Below are 13,011 nucleotides of genomic sequence, written 5' to 3' on the forward strand. Positions count from 1 at the left end.
CTGACCCTGCGGGTGGACGCGCGCAAGCCGCCGGCCAAGGGCGAGGTGGTGCACGTGGCCATCCGCCCCGGCGAGGCGCACGTGTTCTCCCCGGAGTCGGGCAAGCGCGTCTCCCAGGACGAGCGCTAGCACCGACTCCCGGGCGCTCCGGGACCTGGAGCGCCCGCTCAGACGGTGAAGACGATCTTCCCGGCGGTGCGGCCCTCGAGCATGCGCGCGAACCCCTCGCGCGCCTGCTCGAGGGGCAGCTCGACGTCGACGACCGGCCGCACACCGGTGACCCGGCACAGCTGCACCAGCGACTCGAGCTCGTCGCGGGTGCCCATCGTCGAGCCGACCACCGACAGCTGGGTGAAGTAGACCCGGTTGAGCTCGGCGCCGGGGTCGAAGCCGGTGGTGGCGCCGGAGATGACGACGACGCCGCCCGGCTTGAGCGACCGGATGCTGTGCGACCAGGTCGCCTTGCCGACGGTCTCCATGACGCCGTCGACCCGCTCGGGCAGCCGGGCGCCGGTCTCGAACGCCTGCTCGGCGCCGAGCGCGAGCGCCGCCGCCCGCTTCTCCTCGCTGCGGCCGGCCACCCACATCCGGTAGCCGGCGGCCCGCCCGAGGACGACGAGCGCGGTGGCCACGCCGCCGCTGGCCCCCTGCACGAGCACCGTCTGCCCGGGCCGCAGGCCGGAGCGGACGAACAGCATCCGGTAGGCGGTCAGCCAGGCGGTGGGGAGGCAGGCGGCCTCGGCGAAGGACAGCTCGGCCGGCTTGGGCAGCAGGTTGCGGCGGGGGACCGCGACCCGCTCGGCCATCGTGCCCTGGTGCAGCTCGGAGAACAGCGAGCGCTTGGGGTCGAGGGTCTCGTCGCCGGTCCAGCCGGGGCTGGCCACGACGCCGTGGACGACGACCTCGTTGCCCTCCTCGTCGAGCCCGGCCGCGTCGGTGCCCAGGACCATCGGCATCCGCTCCTGCGGCAGGCCGACCCCGCGCAGGCTGAACAGGTCGTGGTGGTTGAGCGAGACGGCCCGGACCTGCACCGTCGTCCAGCCGTCGGGGACCTCCGGCTCCGGGCGCTCGCCGACCTCCAGCACGGACAGCGGGTCGTCGGGCGAGGGCGAGGAGACGAAGACGGCGCGCACGGTCGGGACGCTAACCCCTGCCGGCCGCCGCGGCGATGCGGGTCGCGGCCTGCCACGGCCGCGACCCGCACCGGATCAGTGCGGGGCCGCGCAGTTGGAGATGGCCGACCGGATGTCGCCCGGGAGGCGGTCCAGGCGCTCCGCGGCGTCGATCCCCAGTGCCGGGACCACGAGCTCGACCGTGCCGCCCAGCTCGGCCTGGCGGATGAGCACGCGCAGGTCGCACCCGGTCGGGAACGGCGGTTCCGGCTGCTCGGTGGCCCGCCCCACCCCGCGCCACGTGACGTCGACGTCCAGGGTGCCGGCGAGGTCGGGCAGCCCGTCGGCGGTGCACGTCAGCGCGGTGGTCCCGGCCGTGCTCACCGACCCCAGCCCGCGGAAGGTCGCCGGCAGGGGTGCCTCGGCGAAGCACTCGTACCCGCCGCCCGCGAAGACCTCCGGCACCGTGAAGGGCGCCTCCCCGTCGGGGTCGAAGGCGCTCAGGAACACGCCCGCCCCGCCGACCAGCGGGAAGGCCGTGGCCGACCCGGTCGTGGAGTTCTCCGTGCCCCTGTCCGCCGGGGGCGCCGCCGCCGCGGTCCCCGGCAGCCCGCCCAGCACGCCGGCAGCCAGCAGCACCGTCAGCGCGCCGGCCGTCCTCGTCCTCATGTCGTCCTCCTCCGCGCCGACCGGGCCCTCCGGGTCCGGCGCGGGCGGCAGGCTGGCAGCGGCACGGCCGGGCCGGAACGGATCCGCGTGCGGCGGTGCCCGGCGACGGCGTGTCGCCCGGGACGCGCCGATGCCGATCAGGAGCAGGCCGGGACGCCGCGGGACACCGAGTCGTCGTCGTCGGCCAGGCTGACCGCCACGCCGTCGTAGCCGAGGTCGGGCACCACCAGCCGGACCTGCCCGGTCACCACGGCGTGCCGGTCGGTGAGCCGCTCGGGGCACGTGCCGCCGGGGCCGGTCACCGTGTGCTCCGCCACCGGGCCCTCGGCGGTCCAGGTGAGGTCGACGACGGCGGTGCCGGTCACCTCGCCGGGGTGCGTGTGCGAGCCGCAGGTCAGCGCCAGCTCGCCGCGGGCGGTCGCGGAGTCCAGCCCGTCGACGGCGGCGGGCACGGTCTGCTCGGTCAGGCAGTCCCAGCCCAGGACGAAGAACTCCCCGTTGCCGAAGGCGTCGGTGCCCGGCGGGGCGAAGACGGTCAGGTGCACGAAGACGTCGTCGCTGCCGCTCGTCCCGCCCGCGCCGAGGAAGGCGCTGGCGTACCCGGTGCCGCCGTCGCCCGCCGGGACGGACGCCGTGGGGGTGGCCGTGGGGGTGGCCGTGGGGGTGGCCCGCGGCGGTGCCGCCGGCCCACCGCCGCACCCGGCCAGCAGCAGCACCGCCGCCGTCCCCGCCACCCACCGCACGCCGTCCTCCTCCGCTGCCGGGCGCGGAGGATGGCAGCCGCCGGCGGCGGGCGGAAGGACCTAGCGGACGACGACGACGGCGGCGTCGCGGCGCGGCACGAACTCCCCGATGACCGGCGCACCCGGCACCTCGCCGGCCAGCAGCAGTCCACCGGAGGTCTGCGCGTCGGCCAGCAGCAGCGCCTCGTCCTCGTCCACCGCGGACAGGTCGGTGTGCGGCCGCACCCAGTCGAGGTTGCGCCGGGTGCCGCCGGAGACGAACCCGTCGGCCAGCGCCTGCCGGGCACCGGCCAGGTAGGGCACGGCGGCGGCGTCGACCACCGCGGTGACCCCGCTGGCCCGCGCCATCTTGTAGAGGTGGCCGAGCAGGCCGAAACCGGTGACGTCGGTGCCGGCGCGGACGCCTGCGGCCACCGCGGCCCGCGAGGCGTCCCGGTTGAGCGCCGTCATCGAGGCCACCGCCTCCTCGCTCACCTCGCCGGTGGCCTTCGTGCGGCTGTTGAGCACGCCCACGCCCAGCGGCTTGGTCAGCGACAGCGGCGCCCCGGCGACGGCGGCGTCGTTGCGGATGACCCGGTCGAGGTCGACCAGGCCGGTGACCGCCATCCCGTACTTGGGCTCGGGGTCGTCGACGGAGTGCCCGCCGCCCACGTGGCAGCCGGCCTCCTGCGCGACCTCCAGCCCGCCGCGCAGCACCTCGGCGGCGAGGTCCGCGGGCAGCACGTCGCGCGGCCAGCCGAGCAGGTTGACCGCGACGACCGGGATCCCGCCCATGGCGTAGACGTCGGAGAGCGCGTTGGCCGCGGCGACCCGGCCGAACGTGTACGCGTCGTCGACGACCGGGGTGAAGAAGTCGGTGGTGAGCACCAGCCCCTGCCCGCCGGCGATCCGGACCACGGCCGCGTCGTCGCCGTCGTCGAGGCCGACGACCAGCTCGGCGGCGGGGTCGGCCGGGCCGGTGCGGGTCAGGCCGGCGACGACGGCCTCCAGCTCGCCGGGCGGGATCTTGCAGGCGCACCCGCCGCCGTGCGCGTACTGGGTGAGCCGGGTGCGTGCGGGCGCGGTCGTCACGCCGTCACCGTAGGCTGCCCGGCGGAGGCGTCAGGGTGTCTGGTGACCCCCGCGGCCTCTAAAGCCGACGTGACCGAGCAGCTCGGTCAGGCGGGTTCGATTCCCGTCCGCCTCCGCCAGCTCCCGCGGGCCGGCGCGCATACGCTCCGCAGCGATGAGCGCCGACCCGCGGCGGGCCGTGCCCCGCACCGACACGCTGCTGGCCGAACCCGCGCTGGCCGACGCCGCCGCCCGGCTGGGCCGCGACCTGGTCAAGGACGCCGTCCGCGCGGTGCAGCAGCGGGTGCGCGAGGGCGCGCTCGCCCCCGCGGACGCCGTGGCCGCCGTCCTCGCCGACCTGCCCGCGACGGCGGGCAGCCTGCGGCCGGTGCTCAACGCCACCGGGGTCCTGGTGCACACCAACCTCGGGCGGGCGCCGCTGTCGCGGGCCGCGGTCGAGGCGGTGGTGGCGGCCAGCGGCACCACCGACGTCGAGCTGGACCTGGGCACCGGCCGGCGCGGGCCGCGCGGGGAGGCGGCGCTGTCGGCGCTGCTCGCCGCGGTCCCCGCCGCGGAGGCCGCGCTGGTGGTGAACAACTGCGCGGCGGCGCTGGCCCTGGTGGCCACCGCCCTCGGCGGCGAGCTGGTCATCGCCCGCGGCGAGCTGGTCGAGATCGGCGACGGCTTCCGCATCCCCGAGCTGCTGGCGTCCACCGGCGCCCGGCTGCGCGAGGTGGGGACGACGAACCGGGTGACCCTCGACGACTACACCGGCGCGCTGGGCCCGGACACCGGCGCGGTGCTCAAGGTGCACCCGTCGAACTTCGTCGTCCGCGGCTTCACCCGGTCGGTGCCGGTCGCCGACCTCGCCGCGGGGCTGGCCGGCACCGGCGTGTCGCTGGTGGCCGACGTCGGCTCGGGCCTGCTGCGGCCGCACCCGGCGCTGCCCGACGAGCCGGACCTGCAGACGACGCTGGCCGACGGCGCCGACCTGGTGCTGTCCAGCGGCGACAAGCTGCTCGGCGGCCCGCAGGCCGGGCTGGTCCTCGGCCGGGCCGACCTGGTGCAGCGGCTGCGCCGGCACCCGCTGTACCGGGCGCTGCGCGTGGACAAGACGACCCTCGCGGCGCTGGAGGCAACGCTGCGCGGCCCGCTGCCGCCGGTGCAGCAGATGCTCGCCGCCGACGTCGCCGGCCTGCGGGCGCGGGCCGCCGCGCTGGCCGCCCGGCTGACCGCTGCCGGGCTGGACGCGGCTGCCGTGGACTCCGCCGCCCGGGTCGGCGGCGGGGGAGCGCCCGAGCACCCGCTGCCCAGCGCCGCGGTATCGCTGCCCGGTGCCTTCGCCGAGCCGCTGCGGCGGGGCCCGCGGCCGGTGGTCGGGTACCTCGAGGCGGGCCGCACGCTGCTCGACCTTCGCAGCGTGCCGCCGTCCTCGGACGACGCGCTGGCCGCCGCGGTGCTGGAGGTGGCCCGCTCGTGCAGGTGATCGCCACCGCGGGGCACGTCGACCACGGCAAGTCGACGCTGGTCCGCGCGCTCACCGGCATGGAGCCCGACCGGTGGGAGGAGGAGCGCCGCCGCGGGCTGACCATCGACCTCGGCTTCGCCTGGACGACGCTGCCCTCGGGGCGGGTGGTCGCCGTCGTCGACGTGCCCGGGCACGAGCGGTTCGTGGGCAACATGCTCGCCGGGGTCGGGTCGGTGCCGGCCGCGCTGGTCGTGGTGGCCGCCGACGACGGCTGGTCGGCCCAGACCGCCGAGCACGTCGCCGTCCTCGACGCGCTCGACGTGCGGCACGCGCTGCTCGCCGTCACCAAGGCCGACCTCGCCGACCCCGCGCCGGTCCTCGCCGACGTCACCGAGCGGTTGGCGGCCACCTCGATGGGGACGGTGCCGGGCGTGGCGGTCAGCGCGCCCACCGGCCGCGGGGTGCCCGAGCTGACCGACGCGCTCGAGACGCGGCTGGCCGGGCTGCCCGCCCCCGACGCCGGCGCGCCGGTGCGGCTGTGGATCGACCGCGCGTTCCCCGTCCGCGGCGCCGGCACCGTGGTCACCGGGACCCTCGCCGCCGGCTCGGTGGCCACCGGCGACCGGCTGCGGCTGCACGACCGGGAGGTGGGGGTCCGCGGCGTGCAGTCCCTGGGCCGGCCGGTGGAGCGGGCCACCGCGACCGCGCGGGTGGCGCTGAACCTGCGCGGCGTCGCCGTCGAGGACCTGCGCCGCGGCGACGCGCTGCTCACGCCGGGCGCCTTCCGCGACACCGCCGAGGTCGACGTCGTGCTGGCCCGCGAGGACGACGGCCGGCTGCCGGCCGAGGCGGTGCTGCACGTGGGGTCGGCGGCGGTGCCGGTGCGGCTGCGCCCGTTGGAGGGGACGGCAGTCCGGTTGCGCCTGGCCACGCCGCTGCCGCTGCGGGTGGGCGACCGCGTGCTGCTGCGCGACCCCGGCGCCCGGCGGGTGCTGGGCGCCGACGTGCGCGACGTCGCCCCGCCGGAGCTGCGCCGCCGCGGCGCGGCGCGGCAGCGCGCGGCCGAGCTGGCGTCGCAGGACACCGGCCCGGCCGGTGCCACCGCCGACCTGGTGCGCCGCCGCGTCATGCGGGTCGACGACTTCACCGCGATGGGCTGGCCGGTGCCCGACGACGCCGTCCGCGCCGGGCCGTGGCTGCTGGCGCCGGGGCTGGTCGAGACGCTGGCCCGGCGGGTGCCGGGGCTGGTGGCCGCGCACCGGCAGGCGTTCCCGCTCGAGCCCGGCCCGCCGGTCGCCGTCGTCCGCCGGCAGCTGGACCTGCCCGACGACGACCTGGTGCGGCTGGCGGTGCGCCCGCCGCTGGCGCTGCGCGAGGGCCGCGTGGTGGTGGCCGCCGCGGGGCTCCCGGCGGCGGTGCAGCGCGCCGTCGACGGCATCCGGGCACGGCTGGCCGCGGACCCCTTCGCCGCGCCCGACGCCGAGGAGCTGCGCGCCGCCGGGCTGGGTCCGCGCGAGCTGGCGGCGGCGGTGCGCGACGGTCAGCTGGTGCGGGTCGGCGAGGGCGTGTACCTGGCACCGGGCGTCGAGGCGGTGGCGCGCGAGCGGCTGGCCGCGCTGCCGGCGCCGTTCACCCTCAGCCAGGCCCGCTCGGCGTGGGGGACCTCCCGCCGGGTGGCCGTGCCGCTCGCCGAGTGGCTCGACGCCCGCGGCGTGACCGAGCGGCTTCCCGACGCCACCCGACGCCTGCGCTGAACTCCCGGCCTCCGCCGGCTCGGCCGGGGCCCCACCTGTGAGTTCCGTGCGCAGTCGTGCTCTGCCCCCGATGCGGACCAGAGCTCGAAGGGGTGGCCGACGGGAGGTCTTCGGCCGGTGGTCGTGCTCTGCCCCCGATGCGGACCAGAGCACAAGCGTCCGCAGGACCTCGGTGCGGGCCCGCCTCCGGCCTGGCGGAGCGACGGGAGCCCCGGCCTGCGCGCCGGAGCCGAGGGAGCCCCGGCCCGCTACAGCGAGGGGACCCAGCGCGCCGGGCGCTTCCCCCGGAACGCCGCGATGCCCTCCTGGCCGTCCTCGCCGGCGAAGGCCCGGGCGGAGAGCTCCAGCAGGTCGTCGAACGAGCCCCGCAGCCCGCCGGCCCGCAGCAGCCGCTTGGTCTCGGCCAGCGCCCACGGCGACCCGGCCGCCAGCGCCCGCACCTGCACCTCGGCCACGGCGTCGACCTCCCCGTCGGGCGCGACGAGGTCGACCAGCCCGCCGGTCGCGGCCGCGGCGGCGTCGAACACCTCCCCGGTGAGCATCAGCCGGTGCGCCACGTGCGGCAGCATCCGCGGCAGCACCACGGCGGAGATCACCGCGGGTACCAGCCCCAGCCGCACCTCGGACATGCCGAACGTCGCCGAGGCCGCCGCCACGACGACGTCGCAGGCGGCCGCCAGCCCCACCCCGCCGGCCCGCGCCGGCCCGCGGACGACGGCGACCACCGGCTTGGGCGAGGTCCAGATCGTCTCCAGCAGGTCGGGCAGCTCCCGCACGCCCTGGTCGCCGGCCCCGGCGCCCGCGGCCTCCGACAGGTCCATCCCCGAGCAGAACACCCGGCCGGTGTGGTCGAGCACGACCACCCGCACGGCGTCGTCGGCGAGGGCGGTGTCCAGCGCCTCGCGCAGCTGCGCCCGCAGCGCGCGGGAGAGCGCGTTGCGGTTGGCCGGCGAGTCCAGGACCAGCCGGGCCACGCCTCCCTCGACGGTCACCTGCAGCAGCCGGTCCGCGCTCACCCCGGCATCCTGCCCGGGGGTGCGGCGGCGCGGCACACTGGGAGCAGATGAACACCGTCCTGCCGCCGCCGGCGACCCCGGCCCTCGAGCTCCCCGACGCCGCCCGCGAGCACCTGGCGACGACGCCGTTCGGCCTCTACGTGCACGTGCCGTTCTGCGCCACCCGGTGCGGCTACTGCGACTTCAACACCTACACCTCCGACGAGCTCGGCCCCGGCGCCAACCGCACCGAGTACGCGGGCACGGCCATCGCCGAGCTGCGCCGCGCCGCCGCCGTCCTCGGTCCCGACCTGCCGACGGTGTCCACCGTCTTCGTCGGCGGCGGCACCCCGACGCTGCTGCCCGCCGAGGACCTCGCCGCGGTCCTGGCCGCCGTCCGCGAGCTGTTCCCGGTCGCCCCCGGCGTCGAGGTGACCACCGAGGCCAACCCCGAGTCGGTGACGCCGGCCTCGCTCGACACCCTGCGCGCCGCGGGCTTCACCCGGCTGAGCCTGGGCATGCAGTCCGCCGCCGAGCACGTCCTGGCCGTCCTCGACCGGCGGCACACGCCCGGCCGCGCCGGGCAGGCCGCCCGGGAGGCGGCCGCGGCCGGGTTCGGGCACGTCAACCTCGACCTCATCTACGGCACCCCGGGGGAGACCGACGCCGACTGGGCCGCCTCCCTCGACGCCGTCCTCGCCGCGCCGGTCGACCACGTCAGCGCCTACGCGCTCATCGTCGAGGACGGCACCCGGCTGGCCCGCCGGATCGCCCGCGGCGAGCTGCCGATGCCCGACGACGACGTCCTCGCCGACCGCTACGTGCAGGCCGACACCGTGCTCCGCGGCGCCGGGTTCGACTGGTACGAGGTCAGCAACTGGTCGCGCGGGGACGCCGCCCGGTGCCGGCACAACGAGCTGTACTGGGCCAACGCCAACTGGTGGGGCGTCGGCCCGGGCGCGCACAGCCACGTCGGCGGGGTGCGCTGGTGGAACGTCAAGCACCCCGCCGCGTACGCGCAGCGCCTCGCTGCGGGGGAGAGCCCGGTCGCCGACCGCGAGGTCCTCGAGCCCGCCGACCGGGCGCTGGAGACGGTGATGCTCGGCCTGCGGCTGCGCGACGGGCTCCCGCTGACCGCGCTGTCCGACACCGGCCGGCTGCGCGCCGCCGACGCCGTCGCCCGCGGCCTGCTCGACGCCGGGGCGCACGCGGCCGGGCGGGCGGTGCTCACCGACCGCGGCCGGCTGCTCGCCGACGCCGTCGTCCGCGACCTCACCGACTGACCTCCGGGCCTGACGGATGTCAGGCCGGGACGGCGACGTCCCGCACTACTGCCGGCGCCGCAGGGCGCGGCAGGCTCCGGGTGTGCTCACCGATGCGCCGGGCCCGCGCGGGCTACGGTCGGTCGGCGTGGACGCCCGATCCCGCTGGCAGCGCCTCGGGTGGACGCTGCCCTGGCTGCTGTTCCAGGTCTTCCCGATCGCCGACCTGGTCACCACCGACCGGCCGGCGGCGGTCCGGGTCGTCGCCGGGGCCGCGCTGGTGGCCTTCACCACCGTCTACCTCGACGTCTTCCGGCGGGCCTTCGGCGGTGGCTGCTGGGGCCCACCGGCGCTGGGCCGGCTCGCGGTGGTCGCGGCCCTCGGGACCGGGCTCGCCGTCTGGCTGGGCCCGTCCTGGGCCGGGCTGATGATCTACGTCTCGGCGGCCGCGGCGGCGTCGCTGCCGCAGCGCTGGACGTGGCCGGCCGTGGCCGCGGCCGCGGCGGTGTGCGCGCTGGTGCTGGCCGTCCACGGCGACCTCGACGACCTGTTCTTCCTGCCGGTGCTGTGCCTGCTCACCGCCTTCGGCCTGCACGGCACCCGGCACCTGGTCACGGTCAACACCGAGCTGGCCGAGGCGCGGGAGGAACTGGCCCGCAACGCCGTCGCCGAGGAGCGGCTGCGCTTCGCCCGCGACCTGCACGACCTGCTCGGCCACAGCCTGTCGCTCATCGCGCTCAAGAGCGAGCTGGCCGGCCGGCTCGCCGAGGCCGACCCCGCCCGGGCGCGCGCGGAGATGGCCGACGTCGAGGCCGCCGCCCGTCGGGCGCTGGCCGAGGTCCGCGACGCGGTCAGCGGCTACCGACAGGTCAGTTGCGCGCAGGCGCTGGCCGAGGCCCGCTCGGCGCTCTCCGGCGCGGGGATCGCCGTCCGGCTGCCCGCCCGGGTGCCGACCCTCCCCGGCCCGGTCGACGCCGCGCTGGGCTGGGTGGTCCGCGAGGCCACCACCAACGTGCTGCGGCACAGCGGCGCCCGCGCGGTGGCCGTCACCCTCACCGACGACGGCACGGAGGCGGTCCTCACCGTGACCGACGACGGCCGGGGCCCGGCCGACGACACCGCCCCCGGGTCGGGGCTGACCGGCCTGGCCGAGCGGGTCGGTGCCCTGGGCGGCGCGCTCACCGGCGGCGCCGGCCGCGACGGCGGCTACGAGCTGCGCGCCGTCCTGCCGCTGGCGCCCGCGGCGGTCCCGGCGGGGGCGCCCCGGTGATCCGCGTCCTCGTGGCCGAGGACCAGTCGATGGTCCGCGGCGCGCTGCGGGCGCTGCTGGAGCTGGAGCCCGACATCACCGTCGTCGCCGAGGTCGGCCGCGGTGACCAGGTGCTCGCCGCCGCCCGCGAGCACCACCCCGACGTCGCCCTGCTCGACATCGAGATGCCCGGCCGGGACGGCATCGAAGCCGCCCGCGAGCTGGCCGCCGAGCTGCCGGCCGTGCGCGCGGTCGTGCTGACCACGTTCGGCCGGCCGGGCTTCCTGCGCCGCGCGATGGAGGTCGGCGCGGCCGGCTTCCTCGTCAAGGACGCCCCGGTCGCCGAGCTGGCGAGGGCCATCCGGGCCGTCGTCGCCGGGGAACGGGTGATCGACCGGCAGCTGGCCGCCGCCGCGCTGGCCATCGGCGCCACCCCGCTCTCGGCGCGGGAGGCCGACGTGCTGCGCGAGGCCGCCGACGGTGCCACGGTGGCCGACATCGCCCGCCGGCTGTTCCTCTCCGAGGGCACGGTGCGCAACTACCTGTCCTCGGCGATCGGCAAGACCGGCGCGCGCACCCGGGTGGAGGCCGCCCGCGTCGCCGCCGACAAGGGCTGGCTCTGACGCTCAGAGCTCCAGCTTCATCCCGACGTGCGAGGCGACGTAGCCCAGCCGCGCGTAGAAGCGGTGCGCGTCGGGACGGCGCCGGTCGGTGGTGAGCTGCACCAGCGCGGCGCCGCGGTGTCGGGCCTCGTCGGCCACCCACCCGAGCAGCGCCCCGCCCAGGCCGCGCCCGCGGGCCGACGAGGACACCCGCACGCCCTCCACCTGGGCACGCAGCGCGCCGCCGCGGGAGAGCCCCGGCAGGAACGACAGCTGCAGCGTGCCCACGACCGTGCCGCCGTCGTCGGCGACGACGAGCAGGTGCGCCGGATCGGAATCGACGGCGGCGAAGGCCGTCTCGTAGGGCGCGAGGTCGGCGGCCTCGCGGCCGGCGCCCAGCGGGTCGTCGGCCAGCAGCGCGACGACCGCGGGCACATCGGCGGCGGTGGCCCGGCGCACGACGACGCCGTCGGCCAGCGGGCGGGGGAGGGTCAGGACGCCCGGAACGGGTCGGCGGGCATCAGCGCGTCGAGGTCGAGCACCCGCACGTGGATGACGGTGCGCTGCTGCAGCGCCGCCCGCAGCGCCCGGTGCAGGCCGTCCTCGAGGTAGAGGTCCCCGTGCCACTGGACGGCGTGCGGGAACAGGTCGCCGTAGAAGGTCGAGTCGTCGGCCAGCAGCGTGTCCAGGGCCAGCTCGCGCTTGGTGGTGACCAGCGTGTCGAGCCGGATCTGCCGGGGCGGGATCATCGCCCAGTCACGCGGGGACAGGCCGTGCTCGGGATAGGGGCGGCCGTTGCGCACCGCTTTGAAGATCAGGGACCCGACCTCCGTCCGACCCACCCCGTTCCGGCACCGTCCGCCCGTCACCCTATCGGCCGTGCGGGTGACCCGTTCGGCCCCGTCCAGAGGCTCACCGCGAGCTCGCGAGCGGAGAGCGGGACGGGGCCCTTCGCGTATGCTGGGCTGGCACTCCGTCCGTGCGAGTGCCAGCCCGCCCGTGGTGGCCGGCGCGCGCCGACCACGCCGCCCGGAGCCGCCCGCACGACGACGTCGACCGGTACGGGGAGGTGTCACCGTGGCGCACGACGAACGCCGCCTGCAGGTCCTGCGGGCCATCGTCCAGGACTTCGTCTCCACCAACGACCCGGTGGGCAGCAAGGCCCTGGCCGAACGGCACGACCTCGGGGTCTCGCCGGCCACCATCCGCAACGACATGGCGGTGCTGGAGGAGCAGGGCTACATCACCCAGCCGCACACCAGCGCCGGCCGGGTGCCCACCGACAAGGGCTACCGCCTGTTCGTCGACCGGCTCTCCTCGGTCAAGCCGCTGTCGGCCGCCGAGCGCCGGGCGATCGAGCGGTTCCTCGACGGCGCGGTCGACCTGCACGACGTCCTGGGCCGCACCGTGCGCCTGCTCGCGCAGCTGACCCACCAGGTCGCCGTCGTGCAGTACCCCGCGCTCTCGCGCAGCGCCGTGCGCCACCTCGAGGTGGTGCAGCTGACCGGCTCCCGGCTGCTGCTGGTGCTCATCACCGACACCGGCCGCGTCGAGCAGCGGGTCGTCGACTGCCCGGCCGACGTCACCCGCGACGACGTCGCCGACCTGCGCGCGCTGCTCAGCTCCGCCTTCACCGGCGCCCGGCTCGCCGACGCCGGTGGCAAGGTGCCCGACCTGCTCGACACCGCACCGCCGCACCTGCGCGCGCTGGTCGCCGCGGTCAGCGCCGCGCTGGTCGAGACCCTGGTCGAGCCGGGCGAGGACCGGCTGGTCATCGGCGGCACGGCGAACCTCGCCCGCGTCGCCGTCGACTTCCCCGGCAGCCTGCGCCCGCTGCTCGAGGCGCTGGAGGAGCAGGTCGTCGTCCTCCGGCTGATCAGCGAGGTCGACGCCGGCGGGGCGGTGCTCGTGCGGATCGGCGAGGAGAACGCCCACGAGGCGCTGGCCGGTGCGTCGGTCGTGTCCGTGGGGTACGGCACCGGCGACCGGGCGCTGGGCGGGCTGGGCATCGTGGGCCCGACCCGCATGGACTACCCGGGCAACATGGCCGCGGTCCGCGCCGTGGCCCGCTACGTCGGCCAGCTGCTGGCCGAGAGCTGAGGTCTGT

The 13,011-nt window shown here is 77.5% G+C and carries 13 protein-coding genes and 1 tRNA gene; 7 read left to right on the forward strand and 7 right to left on the reverse strand.

Going from position 1 to position 13,011, the window contains the following annotated elements; translation table 11 throughout:
* Positions 1–167: 167 nt before the first annotated feature.
* The 4 genes from ACI79V_RS21120 to selD all read right to left on the reverse strand — a co-directional run bounded on the left by ACI79V_RS21120 (position 168) and on the right by selD (position 3,595).
* Complete coding sequence (locus ACI79V_RS21120; RefSeq protein WP_456892434.1) at positions 168–1,133, reverse strand: zinc-binding dehydrogenase; 966 nt, start codon at positions 1,131–1,133, stop codon at positions 168–170.
* A gap of 75 nt (positions 1,134–1,208) precedes the next feature.
* Positions 1,209–1,781 carry a hypothetical protein gene (locus tag ACI79V_RS21125; protein ID WP_456892436.1) on the reverse strand — a complete coding sequence of 191 codons (573 nt, stop codon included), beginning with the start codon at positions 1,779–1,781 and terminating at the stop codon, positions 1,209–1,211.
* 137 nt (positions 1,782–1,918) lie between these two features.
* Positions 1,919–2,524: a hypothetical protein gene (locus ACI79V_RS21130; protein ID WP_456892438.1), complete on the reverse strand. Its 606-nt coding sequence runs from the start codon at positions 2,522–2,524 to the stop codon at positions 1,919–1,921.
* A gap of 60 nt (positions 2,525–2,584) precedes the next feature.
* Complete coding sequence (selD, locus tag ACI79V_RS21135; protein ID WP_456892440.1) at positions 2,585–3,595, reverse strand: selenide, water dikinase SelD; 1,011 nt, start codon at positions 3,593–3,595, stop codon at positions 2,585–2,587.
* Between the two features lie 23 nt (positions 3,596–3,618).
* On the opposite strand from selD, the gene ACI79V_RS21140 reads away from it, so the two are divergent.
* The 3 genes from ACI79V_RS21140 (at position 3,619) to selB (ending at position 6,796) form a co-directional block, all read left to right on the forward strand.
* Positions 3,619–3,714, forward strand: a tRNA-OTHER gene (locus ACI79V_RS21140).
* A gap of 35 nt (positions 3,715–3,749) precedes the next feature.
* On the forward strand, positions 3,750–5,060 hold the full coding sequence (selA, locus tag ACI79V_RS21145) for an L-seryl-tRNA(Sec) selenium transferase (protein ID WP_456892442.1): 1,311 nt from the start codon (positions 3,750–3,752) through the stop codon (positions 5,058–5,060).
* Positions 5,051–6,796 carry a selenocysteine-specific translation elongation factor gene (gene selB, locus ACI79V_RS21150; protein ID WP_456892444.1) on the forward strand — a complete coding sequence of 582 codons (1,746 nt, stop codon included), beginning with the start codon at positions 5,051–5,053 and terminating at the stop codon, positions 6,794–6,796. Before selA ends, selB begins: the two co-directional genes overlap by 10 nt.
* A gap of 248 nt (positions 6,797–7,044) precedes the next feature.
* Here the strand turns inward: selB and ACI79V_RS21155 are convergent, their stop codons facing one another.
* A complete protein-coding gene (locus tag ACI79V_RS21155) occupies positions 7,045–7,812 on the reverse strand; it encodes an enoyl-CoA hydratase-related protein (RefSeq protein ID WP_456892446.1) in 768 nt (255 codons plus the stop codon).
* 47 nt (positions 7,813–7,859) lie between these two features.
* Here ACI79V_RS21155 and hemW point away from each other — a divergent pair, with 47 nt between their 5' ends.
* The 3 genes from hemW to ACI79V_RS21170 all read left to right on the forward strand — a co-directional run bounded on the left by hemW (position 7,860) and on the right by ACI79V_RS21170 (position 10,925).
* Positions 7,860–9,074, forward strand: a complete 1,215-nt coding sequence (hemW, locus tag ACI79V_RS21160; protein WP_456892448.1) for a radical SAM family heme chaperone HemW — start codon at positions 7,860–7,862, stop codon at positions 9,072–9,074.
* 127 nt (positions 9,075–9,201) lie between these two features.
* Positions 9,202–10,323: a sensor histidine kinase gene (locus ACI79V_RS21165; RefSeq protein ID WP_456892450.1), complete on the forward strand. Its 1,122-nt coding sequence runs from the start codon at positions 9,202–9,204 to the stop codon at positions 10,321–10,323.
* Positions 10,320–10,925, forward strand: coding sequence for a response regulator (locus ACI79V_RS21170; RefSeq protein ID WP_456892452.1), 606 nt, complete (start codon positions 10,320–10,322; stop codon positions 10,923–10,925). The genes ACI79V_RS21165 and ACI79V_RS21170 overlap by 4 nt, the downstream gene beginning before the upstream one ends.
* 3 nt (positions 10,926–10,928) lie before the next feature.
* On the opposite strand, the gene ACI79V_RS21175 is transcribed toward ACI79V_RS21170, so the two are convergent.
* A complete protein-coding gene (locus ACI79V_RS21175) occupies positions 10,929–11,363 on the reverse strand; it encodes a GNAT family N-acetyltransferase (protein WP_456892454.1) in 435 nt (144 codons plus the stop codon).
* 32 nt (positions 11,364–11,395) lie between these two features.
* Complete coding sequence (locus tag ACI79V_RS21180) at positions 11,396–12,022, reverse strand: type II toxin-antitoxin system VapB family antitoxin (RefSeq protein ID WP_456892456.1); 627 nt, start codon at positions 12,020–12,022, stop codon at positions 11,396–11,398.
* Here ACI79V_RS21180 and hrcA point away from each other — a divergent pair.
* Positions 11,982–13,004: a heat-inducible transcriptional repressor HrcA gene (hrcA, locus tag ACI79V_RS21185; protein WP_456892457.1), complete on the forward strand. Its 1,023-nt coding sequence runs from the start codon at positions 11,982–11,984 to the stop codon at positions 13,002–13,004. The two genes, ACI79V_RS21180 and hrcA, sit on opposite strands and share 41 nt — an antisense overlap.
* Positions 13,005–13,011: the final 7 nt, after the last annotated feature.

This window comes from Geodermatophilus sp. SYSU D00700, assembly GCF_054050255.1.